The following is a 19857-nucleotide window of genomic DNA, read 5'->3' as shown; positions in this document are numbered from 1 at the left end:
GGGTTAAAGAAACATTATGGATCTCGATCTGATCGTAAATATTTTATTTGCCACCATTCGTACCGGCACTCCGTTAATTCTGATTGCGCTGGGTGAAATGGTTGCAGAGAAGTCCGGGGTATTAAACCTCGGTCAGGAAGGCATGGTACTGATGGGTGCTGTGTGTGGCTTTATGGCAGCAGTTGTAACCGGCAATGCTGGCCTGGGCGTGGTTGCAGCCATTATTGCTGGCATGGTGGTATCGCTGTTATTTGGTTTTCTGGCGATTTCTCTGGTCACCAATCAGGTTGCCACCGGCCTGGCGCTGACCATTTTTGGTATTGGTTTAAGTGCCTTTTTGGGTGCCGGCTATGTTGGCATGGCCATCGAAGGCATTACGCCATGGGAAATCCCACTGTTAAGCGAGCTGCCAATTGTTGGCAAGATTCTCTTCAGCCAGGACCCTCTGGTGTATTTATCCTGGATTTTATTTGGTCTGATTTTCTGGTGCTTCCGCAGCACTCGCGTCGGCCTGACGGTTCGCGCTGTCGGTGAAAACCCGGAAGCAGCCAACGCCATTGGTATTCCGGTAATGAAAGTTCGTTACGGCGCTGTGTTATTCGGCGGTGCCATGGCAGGCCTGGCAGGTGGCTACCTATCGCTGGCTTACACACCGATGTGGAACGAGGGTATGTCTGCTGGTCGTGGCTGGATTGCATTGGCACTGGTGGTATTCGCCAGCTGGAAAGCCGAACGTATTTTATTAGGCGCGTATTTATTTGGTGCCGCCAGCATTATGCACCTGGTATTGCAGGGACTGGGCTTTGAAGCGTCACCAAACCTGTTAGCCATGTTGCCGTATGTCGCCACCATCGTTGTACTCGTGGTGATTGCTAACGACTCGATTAAAGCCAAGCTGAGCACACCTCTGGCACTGGGGCAGCCGTATCGTCCTCAGGTGTAATCAGCGACACATAAAAAATTAATAACTGAAAGACTATCAGAGAGAAGGAGACCGTTATGGGTCGCAATAAAATCGCAACGCTGCTGTCTGCAGCTACCCTGGCACTGGGTGCCAGCTTCGCTAACGCTGAAGATCCGCTAAAAATCGGCTTCGTATACGTTGGCCCAACCGGCGACGCTGGCTGGACTTACGCCCACGATGAAGCGCGTAAGCACATGGAAGCTCAGCTGGGTGACAAAGTTGAAACCAGCTACGTTGAAAGTGTTGCTGAAGGCCCGGATGCTGAACGTGTTATCCGTCGTCTGGCAAAAGATCACGGCCTTATCTTCACCACCTCTTTCGGTTACATGAACCCAACCCTGAAAGTGGCGAAGCGTTTCCCGAAAGTAAAATTCGAGCACGCTACCGGCTACAAGCAGTCAAAAAACATGGGTAATTATTTTGCCCGTGCTTATCAGGGTCGTTACCTGACCGGTATGGTTGCTGGCAAAATGACCAAGTCTAACGTACTGGGTTACGTGGCTTCTTTCCCGATTCCGGAAGTAATCCGCGGCATCAACGCTTTCACCAAAGGCGCTAAAGAAGTAAATCCTAACGTGACCGTTAAAGTGGTTTGGGCCAGCACCTGGTATGACCCGGCTAAAGAACGTGAAGCGGCAGAAACTCTGATGCTGCAAGGCGCAGACATCCTGACCCAGCACACCGACTCCGCAGCCGTTATTCAGGCAGCAGAATCAAAAGGCAAATACGCTATTGGTTACCACTCTGACATGAGCGCCTATGGTGCCAAAGCACACCTGACAGCAGCCGTTCACAACTGGGGCGATCTGTATGTTGCAAAAGCGAAGTCCGTTATCGACGGTAGCTGGAAGTCTGAAGACCTGTGGCCAGGCATCGCTGAAGGCGCAACCGACTTAGCACCGTTTAACGACGCTGTTCCTGCCGACGTTAAAGCCCTGGTTGAAGCGAAGAAAGCTGAAATCAAAGCTGGCAAAGTACGTGTATTCGACGGCCCGGTTAAAGCTCAGGACGGTACTGTGAAAGCTGAAGCGGGTCAGTCTCTGTCTGACGGCGACCTGAAAGGCATGAACTGGTACATCGACGGCGTTGAAGGCAAGTTACCTCAGTCTTAATCACCCGTATCTTCAATTTTTAAGTTTGAAAAACCTGGTCCGGCTGCGGTGAATCCCGGCCGGGCAACAAAACCTCTGGAGAGAGAAATCATGAAAAAGCAATTATTAACTGCTGCTGTTATCGCTGCGGCTTCAGCTGGCGTTTCTGCTGAGCAATTCTGGGCAGACAACAGTTTTTCTGCTCTGTACGGCAACCAGTACACAATGACCCCTGACAACACCAGCACAGATAACGAGTTAACAACTCTGACTCTGGAGCACGTATCTGGTCATAGCTGGGGTGGTGTATTCTTCTTCGTTGACCGTCATGTGGGTGAAGACGAGTTCCGCGAAACTTACGGTGAAGTATCTCCTAAGTTCACTCTGACTTCTTTCGAGGACAGCATTGTTAAGAACATCAATGCTGCATTCACCTACGAATTTGGTACCTCAGCAAAAGGTGGCGCTAACGCATTCAGCCAGGACAACTACCTGTATGGTATCGGCGCTGATTTAGCGATCCCAGGCATGGACTTCGCAAGCGTTACTTACTACTACGCTCAGCGTAACAACACCTTCAGCAGCAATGATGATGATCACCAGATCACTCTGACTTACGGCTGGCACGCGGGTAACTTCAACATCGATGGTTTCCTGGACTACTCAACCGGTACCAGTAAGCACGATTCCGAGATGAACTTTACTCCACAGTTAACTTACAACCTGGGCCCAGCCTTAGGCGTAAAGAACAAAGTAAAAGTGGGTGTTGAATACAGCTACTGGAATAACAAGTTCGGTCAGAAAGGCGTTGAAGACAGCAAGCGCGACCAAAACGCTGTTAGCCTGCTGCTGAAAGTACATCTGTAATCGCTAATTTAGTGATGATAAATATGTAACAAAGGGGCGCATTCAGCGCCCCTTTTTTGTCTCCCTATGTAGAGTGTGTGTTAAACTGGTCCGACCTTTGTGTCTGCCACTACGCCTTAGGGCGGGAAACAGGAATGACTAAACAGAAGTACAAGCCGGGTAAAATCCGCGAACGTAACAACGAGAATATTCTTGCCGCAGCCGAACAGGAGTTCGTACTGCACGGTTTTAAAGGCACCAGCATGCAGTCCATTGCTGACCGCGCCGGTGTTCCTAAAGCAAACATCCACTATTACTTTAAAAACAAAGCGAATCTGTACCGGGCGCTGCTTGAAAACATCATGCAGGTCTGGAATGAAGTGTTAGCCGACATTACACCGGACAGTGATCCTGCCGATGTATTGAGCCGCTTTATCCGCTCCAAAGTTCAGCTGTCTTACACCCATCCCAACGCATCTAAAATCTTCGCCATGGAAATTATCCAGGGCGCTCCTCACCTGCGTGAGCATCTGAGCCAGAACATGCGTGCCTGGGTTAAAGAACGCTCAGCTGTTATCCAAAGCTGGATTGATCAGGGCAAAATCCGGGCGATCGATCCAACCCACCTGATTTTTATGATCTGGGCGACCACTCAGCACTACGCTGACTTCGAAACCCAGGTACTGGAAGTACTGAATAAACGCCAATACGAGCCGGATGACATTGATCAGATTACCGATTTTCTGATTGATATGATTTTCACCCGCCTCGGCCTGAGCAAACCTGAAATTCAGCCATTCCAGCCTGAATCAGATGATAACGAAGCGGAAGCTGAAGTCATCGCTGAGTAAACGCGACGACTTGTATCCCAATGGCCACAGGGTTACTCTGTGGCCATATCAACTCCCAAATTTCTGTTTTTTATTATGCAAACTCTGGTGCGTACATCATCCACACTGACACTTAGCCTGAAGCTATGGTGGAAGTCTGTGTGTGCAGCCCGGGTTAATCAATAATAACGAACCCATACTGGCTGCGGATTTACGTAGCCAGCTATCCTGAATTCGCAGCCATTTTTTAACTCCCAGGGAAAAGGAGAAAACCATGGCCAGCGCTTCATCAACAACCCATAGCCAGCCACATAATTCGATTCATACTGACGGCAGCTTTCAGCGAAATGGCCTGATCATCGCCGTGATTGCAGCGCTGTTATTTTCCACCAAACCGATTCTGATTAAATACCTGTACCAACTGGGTATTGAGCCACTGCCGCTAATGTGGATTCGTATGCTGATGGCGCTGCCAATCTATCTGGTTGTTGGTATTTATGCCTGGAAGAAACTGCCACAAAAACCGGCTAATTCTCAGCTGTTTAAAGCAGCAATGATTGGCTTGCTCGGCTATTACCTGGCGTCTTATCTCGACTTACAGGGGCTGCAATACATCAGCGCTCAGTTTGAGCGGGTAATTCTGTATGCGTATCCGTCCTTTGTGGTGATACTTGGCGCACTGTTTTTCCAGCAGACATTTAAAGCGAAATTGATTTTCCCTTTGCTGCTGACTTACGGTGGTTTATTACTTATGTATGCCGATGATTTATCAGTTTCCGGCATCTCAGCCGATACGCATCAATGGGGTGTGTTACTGATTCTCGCCAGTGCTTTATCTTTTGCTTTTTATATTTTATTCAGCAAAAAAAGCATCAGCACACTTGGTAGTTTATTGTTCACCAGTATTGCGATGGCCTCTGCATCATTAGCAATCAGTGTTCATCAGTTTGTCGTCAGTGGCGTACAACTACAAAGCTACGGTACAGAGGTGTGGTTTTATCTGGCAGTGCTGTCAATGTTTGCGACAGTGTTGCCATCTTTTATGACCAGCGAAGCGATTAAACGTATCGGCCCACAAAAGGCCAGTATGACAGGGACCTTAGGGCCTGTCGCCACCAGTATCATGGCGATTATCTTCCTGGGGGAAAACCTGAGCATCAGCGGTTTATTCGGAATGCTGCTGGTAATTATTGGTATCCGGAAATTAAGTTGATAAAAAAATACCGGCGATAAAAGCCGGTATTTTTTGGTTCAAAAAGGCGTTATGCACCTTCTAACTCAAGCAGGTAATTCTCATATTTCTGACGCAGCGGCACTTTGTGCAACTTACCGGTTGCGGTGTGTGGTAATTCATCAACAAATACCACGGCATCAGGTGTCCACCATTTAACGATTTTATCTTCCAGATAATCCAGCACGCCCTGCTCATCAATTGACGAACCTTCGTTACGGATCACCAACAGAATTGGTCGTTCATCCCACTTAGCGTGGCGTACACCAATAACACAGCATTCAGCTAATTCCGGATGGCCTACTGCAACATTCTCCAGATCGATCGAACTGATCCATTCGCCACCGGATTTAATCACGTCCTTCGAGCGGTCAACTATGGTCAGATAGTTTTTATCGTCGATGGTTGCCACATCACCGGTATCAAACCAGCCATCAACAAAATTGTCGGCGGCTTCGTTTTTGTAATAACCGTTAATGATCCACGGGCCACGAACCATCAATCGACCGTAAGCAACACCGTCACGTGGCAGTTCATTATTGTTGTCGTCGATGATCTTCATTTCGACACCAAAAATCGGGCGCCCTTGTTTGGCCTGCAGCTGGTAGCGTTCTTCCAGCGGCATATTTTCCATGTGTTTATTGCGCGAGTTTAATGTGCCAATCGGGCTCATTTCCGTCATGCCCCAGGCATGAATCAGGAAGGCGTCGTGTTTTTCCTGGAACGCGCGAATCATTGAAATTGGTGCAGCCGAACCACCAACAATAACATTCTCCACCGAGTCGAGTTTCTTACCAATGCTGTCCATATGATTAAGCAGCATCAGCCAGACCGTTGGAACACCCAATAATAAATCCGGTTCCTCAGCTTCGATTAATTCCCATAACGACGCACCATCCATCCCCGGGCCCGGGAATACCTGTTTAGCACCGGTGATCGCCGCTGAATATGGCGTGCCCCAGGCGTTAACATGGAACATAGGCACAACCGGCAGGAAACAGGAAGTTGATGCCAGACCCATGACTTCTTCACCAATCGATGACAGTGCGTGAATCACGGTGGAGCGGTGGCTGTACACCACGCCTTTCGGATTACCGGTGGTACCGGAGGTGTAACACATTGAGCAGGCACTGCGCTCATCAAACTCCGGCCATTCATATTCGTCGGATTCGGCGGCAATCATGGTCTCGTAACAATGTGCATTGTTGAGGCTGGTTTCTGGCATATGACTCTCGTCACACATCACAATAAAGCCTTCGACAGCGCTGATCTGATCTTTAATCGCTTCCAGCAGCGGCACAAACGTCAGATCCACAAAAATCCAGCGATCTTCCGCATGATTAATAATGTAAACCAGCTGCTCAGCAAACAATCTTGGGTTAATTGTATGCAGTACCGCACCGGTGCCGGAAATACCGTAATACAGCTCATAGTGGCGGTAGTTATTCCAGGCCAGCGTACCAATCCGGTCACCTTGGTTAATGCCTAAACGGCCGAGCAGGTTTGCAATTTTGCGGGCCCGTTTGGCCGCATCACGCATGGTGTAACGATGAATATCACCTTCACAACGACGGCTGACAATTTCGCTACAGCCGTGAGTGGTTTCTGCGTGTTCCAGTAGGCTGGAAATCAGCAGAGGACGATCCATGATCTGGCCTAACATAAGATTCTCCTGTCGGAAGTTTTTATCTTTATTTTTATCAGGATTTCTACACTAAAAGCCCAAACAGAAAAAAACAAGCAGTTGCTTGGTTACGTTTTGTCAGCATAGCTGGACACTGATTGATGCTTTTTTAAACAGACAAGAGGGAGAATGAGGAATGTGCTCACGGATTCTTACATTAATGAGCGATAGCTGTGATAAGGAGGAAAGATTGCTGTCATTAGTGAGATTTATTCGGCAATCTATCCATCCAAGGTGTGATAGCGATAACGACTATTTACGCCATCGGGGCATCATTTTCACTAACAACTTTTCGTAAAGCTTCAATAAAAACATCCACCGGCTGGCCACCACTCACCAGATATTTGTTATTCAGCACCACAGCCGGTACCGACTGAATGCCCATTTGCTGCCATTGCTGCTGCTCTGCCCGAACTTCGTTGACAAAGTGTTGTTGCTGCAGAATGTCGTTGCTTTGTTGTTGATCAAGCCCAACTTCTGCAGCGATTTCCAGTAACTGTTGGCGGTCACTGACATCACGTCCGTCTCTGAAGTAAGCAGTAAATAACGCCAGTTTTAACTGAGTTTGCAGATCATCCGGCCAATCCGGATTCTGACTCAGCTCCCCCGCCCACGACAGCAACTGATGGGCATCAAACGTATTAAAAATTCTCTGCTCATCGCTGAAGTTAAATTCAAACCCGAGATCGGCGCCCATACTGGTAATACGCTCACGAATCTCCTGGCTCTGCTCTGAGGTACTGCCATATTTTTCCGCCAAGTGCTCACGCAGATTCTGACCTTCATCCGCCATCTGAGGATTCAACTCAAATGGGTGCCATTGGATGCGGGCACTGACTTCAGGCAGAGATTGCAGGGCTTTGTTAAGGCTGGCGTAACCAATGGCACACCAGGGACACATAACGTCGGAAATAATATCGATTTGAATAGGAGTACTCATGTTTTGCCTGCGGTTTCAGATGAACTGAAAGTATGACACAGGCAAAAGTACAACAGATGGGATTATGTGTTCTGGGAACCCGGTTCAGGTCTGGGGTTTATTCGCCGAATCAACACGGTCGAGGGCGCCGATATCCAGAACCGGAGCAGCATCAATATGCTGGGCATCCATCATATAAGCAACACGCTCCAGCGACGACAGAATCATGGTTTGCTCCCAATCGTGCAGATCCTGGTACTGACGAATAAAGTCGTCCTGTAACGGCTTAGGCGCGGCCACAAGAGTACCGAATGCCTTGTCAGTCAGATACACATGCACTTTACGCTTATCGGTTTTGCTGCGCTCGCGGTAAACGTATTCGCCACGCTCCAGGCGATCAACAATGGTGGTCACAGTTGCCTGAGACAACGACACCTGACGCGCTACTTCGCCAACCGTCAGATCGCTGTTGTCACGCAATGTTTGCAACACCAGTAACTGCGGTGAAGTAAGACCGGAGGTTTTACTCAGCTTTTTCGAATGCAGATCGGTTGCACGAATAATGCGTCGTAACGCAACCAATACCTGATCGTATCTTTCCATTCAAATTCCCGGATTTCAGTGAATGCTGTAAAAGGCAGATAATAAACGATTGGCCAGGGATAAAACAAAAATCCCCGCAATTGCGGGGATTTTGATGACTTCTTTATACAGATAAATCTGTCTTAGAAGTCCTGACGCAGAGAAATCAGGAACACCTGTGCGTCACCTTCGACTTTCTTACCAGCATCATCTTTCTTGCTCAGAGACGCTTGTTCGAACTCAAAGCGAATCTGATTGCTGTCAGACAGAGTGTAAGTCAGCTGAGCGAATACGTTTGCATCCATTTGACGCTGAGTGTCCGCATCATCGGAGCCCGCGCCAAAACCAGCGTGCAGATTCAGATTTTCGCTTAACTGGTAGTCACCACCCAGTACCCACATATCACGACCGCTATCGCCTTTAGTGTCACGATCAGCAATGTAGTAGTTAAAACCTACGTTAGCTACATCAGAGATATCGTAACGAGCACCAACGCTGGCCACAGAAGGAGATGGAACATCGATATTTGCTTTTTTAGCGGCATCTGATTCGCTAACAACTGATTGTTGGTAAGCGGCAGTCAGCGCTAATTTATCCAGGTTAGACTCAACACCAACCGTTACACCTGTGATACCTGATTTATTCAGGTCAGCTGCTTCAAAGTTAGCCTTTGCTGCAAGCTCAGCCAAGGTAGGAGCATTTTTATTTGCAGGTTCTGGAGCTTCGGTTGTACGAGTATCTTCGTTGATATGTAATGCAACAGTGGCAGTAAAGGTGTCGCCACTAAATGCACCACCACCAAAGGTATAAGCCAGTGTGCTATCGGTACGGAAGGTCTGAGCCATGGAACCTGGCATTACTTCAGTCGCATAATAGTAGGCGCCATAACCATGTACTTCACTGTACTGGGCATTTAAGCCACCGTACATCAGCAGGTAGTTATCCTGAGTACCAGCCGTCAGAGTGTGCTGGCCATTAGAAATGCTTAACCAACCGTAACGAACAAATGGGTTAGCGTTACCATCCAGAATACGTGTACCCAGTTCATATTGGTAAGCAGTTGTCAGGCCGTTTGGTAATTGTGCTTCACCTTTAACACCCAGACGAGAGTTATTACCGTCACTCAGGCTAAAACCCTTCTCATCAGTGTTTGCTTTAGGGGCTTCCAGGCCAGCAAAAATATCAGCGCCACCCAGGTTTTCAGAGTCTGAATAATATTCCAGGCCCAGATCAACACGGCCATACAGGTCCAGTGTTGGCTCAGCGTAAACGCTGCTTGCGAATACAGCAGATGATACGGCAATCGCTAATGTACTTTTCTTTAACATGGTCTTCCTCCGGTTAATTATCAGGCGTTTCCACACCTTTTTAATATCAATCGTTGATGAGCATCTTGCCCAGTAGCGAGTGATATAATTCCTTATCGCCTATAAACCCGACGATTTTATTATTCTCTTCGATAAATACAGAGTGATCTGTATCGTATCGAATTTCCAATACATCTCGCATTGGAGTATTTGCAGCTACTATAGTGCCAGCATTTTTCAGCGACGCAATCTCTTGTTCAGCACTCCAACGTTGCAATTCACAACGCTGATCGCGATAGATTGTCGCCTGCTTATCGGTACTTAACCAATAATCATGACGCTTACTCAGACGCAAACCATTTTCACACTGTTCCAGCTCAGATAAAGGTTTCATCAGATCTTTTGCTAATAAAACATTCATCGGATTGGTATGGGCAACAAAATCCCGTACATAATCATTAGCCGGATTCATCACAATATCCTGAGGATTACTGTGCTGCACGATTTCACCGTCTTTCATAATCGCAATATGATTGCCTATCTTCAGGGCTTCATCGAGATCGTGAGATACGAATAAAATGGTCTTATTCAGTTTAGCCTGCAGCTGTAATAATTCATCTTGTAGCTGGCTGCGGATTAATGGATCCAAGGCAGAGAAAGGTTCATCCATTAACAGGATATCAGACTCTGTCGCCAGTGCCCGCGCCAGACCAACACGCTGCTGCATCCCACCGGATAATTGTCCGGGTTTATGATCAGCCCAGTCAGATAAGCCTACAATTTCCAGCTGATCTTTAACCCGTGACTGTATTTCTTGTTTGCTTAGTCCCTGAATTTCCAGTGGCATAGCAACGTTTTCAGCGACGGTCAGCCATGGCATCAGAGCAAATTTCTGAAACACCATCGAGATCGTTTTCATTCGCAATTCACGCTGAGTCTCAGCTTCAGCAGTTGCGAAGTTAATCATCTGTCCCTGGTATTCAATATTCACTTCACCACGGGAAATCGGATTCAGGCCATTCACACAGCGTAATAAACTGGATTTACCGGAACCAGATAATCCCATCAAGACACAGATTTCTCCGCGCTCTACTTTTAGGGAAGCGTTTTTGACACCAAGAACCTGTCCCGTTTTTTCCAGAATCTGTTCGCGGTCACCACCCTGATCCAACAACGCCAGTGCTGCTTCAGGCTTATCACCAAAAATCACATCCAGGTTTTTAATCTCAATCATGCTGCCACCTGCTCTTTCTGTTTAAACAGGCGGTCCAACAAAATCGCCAGCAGTACAATCGACAAGCCAGCTTCAAAACCACTGGCAATATCAACGGTATTTAACGCACGAACAACCGGTTTCCCCAGACCATCAGCACCAACCAGTGCGGCGATCACAACCATAGACAGAGACAACATAATACATTGAGTAATACCGGCGGCGATGTTGCTGGCTGCTGCGGGCAATTCGATACGGAACAGTAGCTGAGCCTTGGTCGCGCCAAACGATTGGCCAGCTTCAATTAATTCTTTTGGCACTTCAGAAATACCAAGATAGGTCAGGCGAATTGGGGCGGCAATGGCAAAAATGATGGTGGAAATCAGCCCCGGAACAACACCCAGACCAAATAATGTCAGGGTTGGAATCAGATAAACAAAGGTAGGTACGGTTTGCATTAAATCCAGTACCGGTCGCAGTGCACTAAATAACCACGGATGATGCGCGGCATAAATACCAATGGGTAATCCGATTAACATACAAAATATTGTGGCATACAGCACCAGAGATAGAGTCTCCATGGTTTCCTGCCAATAGCCCAGGTTCCAGATCAACAATAAAGAAATGACCGCAAAAACCACCAGCGGTATCGAACGGTGGAGCCAGAACGCTGTTGCGGCAATTAAAGTAATAAACGCAGCCGGATGAAGCCACAGTAACCCGGAGGTCAGCAGATCAATCAACCATTCCAGCGAATCGGAGATAACATCAAAAAAACCGGAGGCGTTATCCACCAGCCAGTCAAAAAATACTTCGGTATAGTCCCCAAGAGGGATTTTATAATCTTCCACGCAAACGCCTGTAATGATTGAACGGTCTATCAGTTGTATTTTGTTTTGCCGGAAATATTCACGGCAAAACAAAATTAATAAATGCGCCGATTATTAATCGGCGCTGCTGTTTTAATCGCTAACGATCAGTTGGTCAGAGCAACAGCTGATTTCAGTGCATCAGCACCGTCTTTGGTTTTCACACCTTCTAACCAGCGATTCAGCGCTTCCGGATTTTGTTTGATCCAGGCTTTAGCGGCTGCTTCCGGCTTTTTACCTTCATCCAGAATGGCTGCCATAATTTCGTTTTCAGCCTGCAGCGTGAAGGTCAGGTTTTTCAGGAATTTACCAACATTCGGACATTCGCTTGCGTAGCCTTTACGAACGTTTGTCGCAACAACAGCACCACCCAGGTTAGGGCCGAAGAAGTCATCACCACCTTCCAGGTAAGCCAGTTCGAAATTAGCGTTCATCGGATGTGGCTCCCAGCCCAGGAACACAATCCACTTATCACGACGGGTTTTACGTTTAACCTGCGACAGCATGCCCGCTTCGCTGGACTCAACCACTTCAAAGCCTTTCAGGCCAAAAGCGTTCTGATCAATCATGTCCTGAATCAGACGGTTACCGTCATTACCCGGCTCAATACCATAAATTTTGCTATCGAATTTATCGGCATTTTTGGCGATATCGGCAAAGTTTTTAACACCCGCGTCATACACATACTTAGGCACGGCCAGCGTGTATTTTGCGCCTTCCAGGTTGGTTACCAACGTTTCAACAGTGCCACGTTCGCGGTAAGGCTTAATATCCGCTTCCATGGTTGGCATCCAGTTACCCAGAAAAACGTCAATATCTTTGTTTTCCAGCGACTTATACGTCACCGGCACCGACAGCACCTGAGTTTTGGTGTTGTAACCAATGCTTTCCAGCACAACAGACGCCACTGCCGTCGTTGCAGTGATGTCGGTCCAGCCAACATCGGAAAAACGTACGGTGTCACATTGAGCCGCCTGGCCCGCCATAGGCAAAGTTAACAGTGCAGAACACACCAGATGTTTAAGTTTCATACCTTCTTCTCCCTAATTTTTAATGTTGTGTCGTTGTTATTGTGAAATTATCAAACCTGGCGCTGCGGACTGCCGGAGCGCTGTCTGGTTTGCCATTCAGGGTCCATCCCGATTTCTGCCGTACTGGCTGGCAGAACAGAATAATCCGGATCATGTGCCGCCTTGATCAGGTCTGCAGCACGCTCTGCGGTCATAATGGTTGGTGAGTTCAGATTACCATTCGGAATGGTTGGGAAAATCGACGAATCGACAACCCGTAAACCGGCAACGCCATGCACCTGAGTCTCTGAATTTACCACCGCCAAATCGTCTTCGCCCATGCGACAGGAACAGGATGGGTGATACGCACTTTCAACATTTGCGCGCACAAACTCATCAATCTGTTCGTCAGTTTGTACCTGCTCTCCGGGCTGAATTTCGCTATCGCGATATTCATCAAAAGCCGCCTGGCCAATGATTTCCCGAGTGCGTTTTACGCAATCACGGAAGCCTTCAATGTCATCTTCGTGCTGCAGATAATTAAACAGAATTTCCGGATGGTCTTCCGGATTAGCTGAGCGGATATGAACATGCCCGCGACTTTTAGGCTTGTTATGGCCAATGTGCACCTGAAACCCGTGGCCATCAAAGGCAGCCTGGCCGTCATAACGCATCGCAGCTGGCAAAAAGTGGTATTGCAGATCGGGCCATTCGACCCCGGCCTTAGAACGTATAAAACCGCAGGATTCAAAGTGGTTGGTCGAGCCCAAACCCGTTTTGGTGAAAAACCAGCGAGAACCAATTAAAAACTTATTCCATAAGTCGAGTTTGCCATTCAGGGTCACCGGCTGCTTACACTTAAACTGGAAATAAAACTCCAGGTGATCTTGCAGATTTTTACCAACTCCTGGTAACTCGTGCTGCAGTTCGACTCCGGCCTGACTTAATACGTCCGCATCACCAATACCGGACAGTTGCAGAATATGCGGCGAGCCAATGGAACCGGCGCTGAGAATCACTTCTTTTTCTGCACCGACCTGCACCAGAGTGTTTTTACGCTTATATTCCACCCCAACCGCTTTTGGTCCACTCTCAGATTGCTCCAGTATGACTTTTTGCACCTGAGCGTGAGTAATAACAGTCAGGTTGTTACGTTGCATCGCCGGGCGCAGATAGGCATTGGCCGTCGACCAGCGTACACCGTTTTTAACCGTCATATGCATAGCGCCAAAACCTTCCTGCTGCCTGGCGTTATAGTCTTCAGTAAAGTCGTAACCAGCTTGTTGCCCGGCTTCGATAAAAGCTTTATACAGCGGGTTTTTCATCTGATTGCCGTTATTAACTGCAAGAGGCCCATCAGTACCGCGATACTCATTTTCCCCAAACGCCCAGTCATCGGCTTTTTTGAAATACGGCAAACAATGAGCGTAATCCCAGTCTTTGGCACCGTGCTGTTGCCATTCGTCAAAATCACGCGCATGGCCACGAACATACACCATGCCATTAATCGACGATGAGCCTCCCAACACTTTACCTCGTGGGCAGTGCATGACGCGCTGATCGAGAAACGGTTCTTCAACAGTGTGATATTGCCAAGCATATTTTTCGGTATTCATCGGAATCGATAACGCCGTCGGCATCTGAATAAAGATACTTTTATCGCTGCCACCGGTTTCGATCAGCAACACCGAATGTTGTGGGTTTTCAGATAAACGATTGGCCAGAACACAGCCCGCGGAGCCCGCACCGACAATAATAAAATCGTACTTTTCCATGCAGTGTCTTCCTTAGAACGGGCTTTCCAGTGGATTCATACCAACATACACGGCTTTGAGCTGGGTGTAATGGTTCAATGTTGCTAAACCGTTTTCACGCCCAATACCCGATTGCTTGTAGCCTCCCACCGGCATTTCCGCTGGTGAAGCACCGTAAGCATTAATCCAGCAAATACCGGCTTCTAACTGATGAATCACCCGATGGGCGCGGCGAATATCATTACTGAACACACCTGCGGCCAAACCGTAATGGGTATTGTTGGCGCGCTGAATCACTTCGTCTTCGGATTCGAACTCCAGAACCGACATCACCGGGCCAAAGATTTCTTCTTTAACGATGGTCATATCATCGCTGCAATCGACAAATACGGTTGGTTCAACAAAAAAACCATCCGGAGCAGAAGCAGGCTTCAGTGCATTGCCACCACACAATAAAGTGGCTCCTTCAGACTTGCCTTTCTCAATATAATCGAGCACCAGCTGATAGTGTTTGGCGGAAATCAGTGCTCCCAGATTTACCGCAGGATCAAGCGGGTCACCCGCAACAATATTGCCTTCAGTGCGTTGTTTCAGCTTCTGTAAAAACGCGTCTTTGATACCGGATTGCAGAAATACCCGGGTACCATTGGTGCAGATTTCGCCCTGGGTGTAAAAATTCCCGAGCATCGCAGCACTGACTGCATCGTCGAGATCGGCATCGTTAAAGACGATCAGTGGTGACTTACCACCCAGCTCCATCGTCACTTCTTTTAACGTACTCGCCGCTGCCGCCATCACACGCTTACCGGTTCCTACTTCGCCGGTAAAAGACACTTTTTCAATATCCGGGCTGTGGGTCAGCCATTCACCGACTTCCCTCGCACCCTGCACGACATTAAATACGCCTGCCGGAACACCCGCTTCAATAAAAATTTCCGCCAGCTTGGCAGCACCCATAGGTGTTTCTTCGGATGGTTTAAAAATCATGGCATTACCACACGCCAATGCCGGAGCAGATTTCCAACAGGCTATTTGCAGCGGGTAATTCCAGGCGCCAATACCGGCACAAATGCCTAACGGTTCACGACGGGTGTAATAAAAATCACCACCGAGGTCTTGCTGATTACCCTCAATCGAAGGCGCCAGTCCGGCAAAAAATTCAATCGAATCGGCACCGGTAACCACGTCAACAACGCTGGCTTCCTGCCACGGTTTACCGGTATCCAGTACTTCCAGCTTGGCCAGTTCATCATTACGCTCACGTAACAAGGCAACGGCTTTATTGAGAATACGGCTACGTTCCATGCCCGTCATTTTCGACCATTCGGCAAAACCTTGTTTCGCACTGTCGATCGCTTGTTGCTGAATATAGTCATCAGCAATTTCCACCTGGTAGATAACCTCGGACGTTGCCGGATTCACAACATCAAATGTTTCGCCACTCTGGTTACTCAGGTACTGGCCATGGATAAAGTTTTTCAGTGTCATTCAGTTGTTTCCTGATCATGCTGAGCGATCAGCTGATCAATAAAAGATTTACAGTAACGCTCTGCGCCAACGAAAGATTGTTCTGGTTGCGGATCGAGTGTGCTGCGTAACCAGAAGCCATCAATCATAGCAGCGGTCATTTCTGCGGCTTCAACCGCCGCGGTTTTGTCAGCAATCAGACTTCGGAAAGAGTGCAATAAATTACTGCGCAAACGGCGGCTGTTAACCTGCTGCAAGCGTGATAATTCAGGAGAATGAGCGGCTTCTGCCCAGAAACACAGCCATGTAGAAGCTGCTGAAGAGGATTGCTGGAAACTGGCAAAGTTGGTTTCCACAATTTTATACAACCGGCTTTTCGCCTGCTGTCGCGGACAATCCATTAATTCAATACGATCAATGTTTTCCAACAAGCCCTGCTGCAATTGCTCGAGCAGGTGTCGGACGGCAGACTCAATCAGAATCTGCTTACTGCCAAAATGGTGGTTGATCAGCCCCACAGAAATATTGGCGATACCACTGATGGTTTTTATCGTCGTTCCCGACAATCCATACAGCTCTATCGATTTTAGTGTGGCTTCAATCAGTTCGTCACGCCTTTGGCTCTGAGGTTTAGTACGACTCATAGGCTTGATTGAATATTCATTTAAATTCAAGACTAAACAATTGAACTCTAAATATCAACATAGTGCTCAGTCGGATCGGAAATAAGCTGACAAAGGCAGCCGTATCAACAAACGCCGATGAAAAACGATTAGAGGTCTAACGAGTTAGATACACAGAAGAGAATAGCCCCAAATTCGAGGCACTATTTACAGGAGCACTATTTACCAAGGCAGTTACTGGTGAATATCAGCGTCTGTCCTGGTTTAGCGGTCAATACCGTAGTCGAAGCCCTTGATACGCAGGCCTTTGCTGATGTAGTCATTCACGTGAATACCAAAGCAGCCACTGCGGAAAACACCCGCCGGTTTATAAAACTCACCTTTTGCATCCTGAGGAGCATTGGCCAGATTAATAATTCGTTCCGGCTGTGGTTCTTTATCCGGACCCAGCACCATGATGGCTTTTGGCTTAAGTGAGTAACCCGGGTCGGCTGACAGGATGATTCCCACTTCACCGTTGGTCATTTCGATCAGGTAGCCGGGTGGATAAAGCCCAATCATGGCAATAAATTTACGGGCGATTTCTTCGTCGAACTGTGTACCGATATTACGGTGGATAATTTTCAGTGAATCGATCGACGACATACCTTGTTTATAACACCGGTCACTGGTCATCGCATCATAAGCATCCGCCACCGTCACAATGCGGGTAAACATAGACAGTTTGGTTGAGTCCACACCGCGAGGATAACCTTTGCCATCAAGCCGTTCGTGGTGACTGTAGGCGACATCAACCGCCCCCGGGTAAATATCCGAACGCCCCATCAACAACTGCCTGGCATAGACGGTATGACGCGCCATTTCCTCGAACTCTTCCGGATCCAGACTGGAGGGCTTATTAAGAATTTCCGGCGGCACCTTCATCTTGCCAATATCATGCATCAAACCGCAGATACCCAGATTTTCCAGCTCATATGGCGCGAGATCCATCTCCCGTCCGAGTGCAATCGACAGCAGGCAAACATTAACCGAATGCTCTGCCGTGTATTCATCCTGATGTTTTAAACGAGTCAGCCAGAGAATGGCGTTAGGATTATGCAGGACCCGGTCGACGCAGTCTTTCACCGCGATTTTTGCGCCATCCATGCTCATTGCCTGACCGAGATAGGCGGTGTTTAACAGATATTTAATTTGTTGTTTGGTTGCCTGATAAGTCCGGTTCGCCTGAGTCAGTTGTTGTGCCACATCCTGCTTTTCGACGTATTGAGTACTTAATCGGCGCTCGCCCGGTTTATTACCTTCATAGCTCACCCATTCCTCTTCAAGTACATCGACATATACAAATTCACAGGCATCCTGCACCATCGTAATGTCTTCAGCAGTTTGCAGAACAAACCCCTGAAACAAAAAGGGAGACTCAATCCATGGCCGGTCCAGCTCAATGATGTGCATCCCTATCGTTAATTCCGACACATCCAGGCGCTTGCGCGTGTGTCTTTTATTGACCTGAAACTTGCGACCATTACGCGTGGTTGTAATGGAACCTATCAATCTAATACCTTCACAATTATCGTTATTATTATCTATCTATTGGCTCAGCGGATGTTCGTACACATCAATGCGGCTACTGCCGCCACTTTGCGCAAACTGCAACCGGCTGGATATTTCCAGCGGTATCTCATCGGCTAAATGAGTTACGTACAACAGGGTAATATTTTGCTGTTGTGCCAAATGGCGGATAAATGCCAATACCAGATGTCGACTTGGATCATCTAATCCCTGACAAGGTTCATCCAGAATCAGTAGCGGCGGCTGTTTGATCAACGCCCGGGCAATCAATACCAGACGCTGTTCACCGTATGATAAATGCTGCAAGCTCTGGTTCGCTTTGTCCGCCAGCCCAATGATCTCTAGCCATTGCATCGCCAACTGCTTATCGTCATCACCACTGGCCTGATACAGGCCAATACTGTCATACAATCCGGAGATCACAGTTGTCAGCACATTGGTGCTGGCTCGGTATTCCCACTGCAGCGAGGCAGAGACAATACCGATATGTTTTTTAATATCCCAGATGGTTTCACCGGAGCCACGCTGCATCCCAAACAGCTTAAGGTTGTTGCGATAACATTGCGGATTGTCGCCGGTAATCAGCTGCAATAAACTGGTTTTGCCGCAGCCATTTGGCCCCTGTACCGCCCAGTGCCGTCCGGGTTGCACCTGCCAGTCCAGTCCGGAAAACAGAGGCCGATCGCCATAACGAATCGATACATCCAGCATACTGACCAGAGGGTCGCCTGGCTCCAGGTTGTATTCGTGCACAGCTGGCGGAAAGTCTGGCAGCTCGCGATCAAAGTGCAGTAAGCCCGCCAGCTCCGGCTGATTCAGCACCTCGTCTTTGGCGCCCTGATACAACATCTTGCCATCGTGCATAAACACCATATGGCTGATCCACGCTGGCAGCTCATCCAAACGGTTAGCCACCCAGATAATTGCCTGACCTTGTGCCTGGAGCTTTTCCAGCTCCTGCGACAAAGCATCGCGACTCTGGCTATCGAGTCCTTCTAAGGGCTCGTCGAGAATTAATAAATCCGGCTGCTGACGTAAACTGTTGATCCACAATACTTTGCGGCTTTCGCCAGTCGACAAAGAGCGAAAACCCTGATCAAGCAGGTGACGGATATTCAACACATCAATCCAATGCTCGACGGCATCCAACGGTTGCAGCAGCTCCCTGACCAAAGTCCCCTGGTCAGGAGTGTCGTTCAGATCACTCTGATCGAGTTTCCGTTCGATAGTAATCTGAGCCGCCTGAGCTTCGAGAGAAACGTAAGCAACAGACTCAGGAAGATTTTCAACAGAACCGTGGCTGAGCCGCAGCTCATCCGCGAACAGACAGGATAACGCGGTTTTTCCGCTGCCATTGGTACCCGTGATCGCCCAGAACTCTCCGGGCTTAATCTGCCAACGATCGAAACTGAGATGTCGACCGTCATGCAGGTGGGCAAGAATTTCAGAAAACAACATGGAGAAGGACCAGTAACTAGCCTGGTGGCCAGCTTAATGAACGTCCTCCGATGACGTGTAAATGCAGATGAAAGACACTTTGTCCGGCATCAGCGCCATTATTAACCACTAAACGAAACTTATCGCCTAAGCCTTCCTGCTCCGCCACTTTGTTAGCGGCCAGCATCAGATGGCCCAACAGAGCTTTATCTTCTTCCTGCGCATCACACAAACGTGGAATCGGTTTGCGCGGGATAACCAGAATATGCATCGGTGCCGCAGGGTATAAATCGCGGAATGCCAGACACATATCGTCTTCGTAAACGATATTGGCGTCCATCTCACCACGGGCGATTTTTCCGAATATAGTATCTTCTGACATTTAATAAACCTCTGTTAAGGCATCGGCGAGGGCCCACACAATAGGAAAAAACATCATGCATTACAATATGTTATTGGAT

General features: G+C 48.2%; 18 protein-coding genes. 5 read left to right on the top strand and 13 right to left on the bottom strand.

Annotated features, from left to right (window positions below; all coding sequences use genetic code 11):
• Positions 1-16 precede the first annotated feature (16 nt).
• From ACOQOZ_RS17355 to ACOQOZ_RS17335, 5 genes are all read left to right on the top strand, one after another.
• On the top strand, positions 17-943 hold the full coding sequence (locus ACOQOZ_RS17355) for an ABC transporter permease (RefSeq protein ID WP_420589409.1): 927 nt from the start codon (positions 17-19) through the stop codon (positions 941-943).
• 56 nt (positions 944-999) lie between these two features.
• Positions 1000-2076: a BMP family ABC transporter substrate-binding protein gene (locus tag ACOQOZ_RS17350; RefSeq protein ID WP_420589408.1), complete on the top strand. Its 1077-nt coding sequence runs from the start codon at positions 1000-1002 to the stop codon at positions 2074-2076.
• Between the two features lie 90 nt (positions 2077-2166).
• Complete coding sequence (locus ACOQOZ_RS17345) at positions 2167-2922, top strand: hypothetical protein (RefSeq protein WP_420589407.1); 756 nt, start codon at positions 2167-2169, stop codon at positions 2920-2922.
• A gap of 134 nt (positions 2923-3056) precedes the next feature.
• Positions 3057-3752, top strand: coding sequence for a TetR/AcrR family transcriptional regulator (locus ACOQOZ_RS17340; protein WP_420589406.1), 696 nt, complete (start codon positions 3057-3059; stop codon positions 3750-3752).
• A gap of 253 nt (positions 3753-4005) precedes the next feature.
• A complete protein-coding gene (locus ACOQOZ_RS17335) occupies positions 4006-4944 on the top strand; it encodes a DMT family transporter (RefSeq protein WP_420589405.1) in 939 nt (312 codons plus the stop codon).
• Between the two features lie 49 nt (positions 4945-4993).
• Here ACOQOZ_RS17335 and ACOQOZ_RS17330 read toward each other — a convergent pair whose 3' ends face one another.
• The 13 genes from ACOQOZ_RS17330 to ACOQOZ_RS17270 all read right to left on the bottom strand — a co-directional run bounded on the left by ACOQOZ_RS17330 (position 4994) and on the right by ACOQOZ_RS17270 (position 19778).
• On the bottom strand, positions 4994-6625 hold the full coding sequence (locus ACOQOZ_RS17330) for a long-chain-fatty-acid--CoA ligase (protein WP_420589404.1): 1632 nt from the start codon (positions 6623-6625) through the stop codon (positions 4994-4996).
• 277 nt (positions 6626-6902) lie between these two features.
• Complete coding sequence (locus tag ACOQOZ_RS17325; RefSeq protein ID WP_420589403.1) at positions 6903-7586, bottom strand: DsbA family oxidoreductase; 684 nt, start codon at positions 7584-7586, stop codon at positions 6903-6905.
• Between the two features lie 84 nt (positions 7587-7670).
• Positions 7671-8168, bottom strand: a complete 498-nt coding sequence (locus tag ACOQOZ_RS17320; RefSeq protein WP_068658390.1) for a MarR family winged helix-turn-helix transcriptional regulator — start codon at positions 8166-8168, stop codon at positions 7671-7673.
• A gap of 122 nt (positions 8169-8290) precedes the next feature.
• Positions 8291-9475 carry a porin gene (locus tag ACOQOZ_RS17315; RefSeq protein ID WP_420589402.1) on the bottom strand — a complete coding sequence of 395 codons (1185 nt, stop codon included), beginning with the start codon at positions 9473-9475 and terminating at the stop codon, positions 8291-8293.
• Positions 9476-9521: 46 nt separating this feature from the next.
• Positions 9522-10688, bottom strand: coding sequence for a choline ABC transporter ATP-binding protein (choV, locus tag ACOQOZ_RS17310; RefSeq protein WP_420589401.1), 1167 nt, complete (start codon positions 10686-10688; stop codon positions 9522-9524).
• A complete protein-coding gene (gene choW / locus ACOQOZ_RS17305; protein ID WP_420589400.1) occupies positions 10685-11518 on the bottom strand; it encodes a choline ABC transporter permease subunit in 834 nt (277 codons plus the stop codon). The genes choV and choW overlap by 4 nt, the downstream gene beginning before the upstream one ends.
• 125 nt (positions 11519-11643) lie before the next feature.
• Positions 11644-12567 (bottom strand): choline ABC transporter substrate-binding protein, encoded by a 924-nt coding sequence (locus tag ACOQOZ_RS17300; RefSeq protein ID WP_420589399.1) that lies wholly within the window; start codon positions 12565-12567, stop codon positions 11644-11646.
• A 50-nt stretch (positions 12568-12617) separates the two neighbouring features.
• Complete coding sequence (betA, locus tag ACOQOZ_RS17295; RefSeq protein ID WP_420589398.1) at positions 12618-14321, bottom strand: choline dehydrogenase; 1704 nt, start codon at positions 14319-14321, stop codon at positions 12618-12620.
• A 12-nt stretch (positions 14322-14333) separates the two neighbouring features.
• The gene (betB, locus tag ACOQOZ_RS17290; RefSeq protein ID WP_420589397.1) at positions 14334-15788 is read right to left on the bottom strand and encodes a betaine-aldehyde dehydrogenase; all 1455 of its coding nucleotides are present in this window, start codon (positions 15786-15788) and stop codon (positions 14334-14336) included.
• A complete protein-coding gene (gene betI / locus ACOQOZ_RS17285; protein ID WP_420589396.1) occupies positions 15785-16411 on the bottom strand; it encodes a transcriptional regulator BetI in 627 nt (208 codons plus the stop codon). Before betI ends, betB begins: the two co-directional genes overlap by 4 nt.
• A 243-nt stretch (positions 16412-16654) precedes the next feature.
• Positions 16655-17941 carry an HD-GYP domain-containing protein gene (locus tag ACOQOZ_RS17280; RefSeq protein WP_420589395.1) on the bottom strand — a complete coding sequence of 429 codons (1287 nt, stop codon included), beginning with the start codon at positions 17939-17941 and terminating at the stop codon, positions 16655-16657.
• Between the two features lie 36 nt (positions 17942-17977).
• Positions 17978-19417, bottom strand: a complete 1440-nt coding sequence (gene modF, locus ACOQOZ_RS17275; RefSeq protein WP_420589394.1) for a molybdate ABC transporter ATP-binding protein ModF — start codon at positions 19415-19417, stop codon at positions 17978-17980.
• A gap of 16 nt (positions 19418-19433) precedes the next feature.
• A complete protein-coding gene (locus ACOQOZ_RS17270) occupies positions 19434-19778 on the bottom strand; it encodes a histidine triad nucleotide-binding protein (RefSeq protein WP_420589393.1) in 345 nt (114 codons plus the stop codon).
• Positions 19779-19857 lie beyond the last annotated feature (79 nt).

The sequence above is a fragment of the Bacterioplanoides sp. genome (assembly GCF_965219715.1).
In the GTDB taxonomy this organism is placed as follows: Bacteria; Pseudomonadota; Gammaproteobacteria; order Pseudomonadales; family Oceanobacteraceae; genus Bacterioplanoides.
Note: the sequence above shows the minus strand (reverse complement) of the source record. Positions and strands in the feature narration are given on the sequence as shown.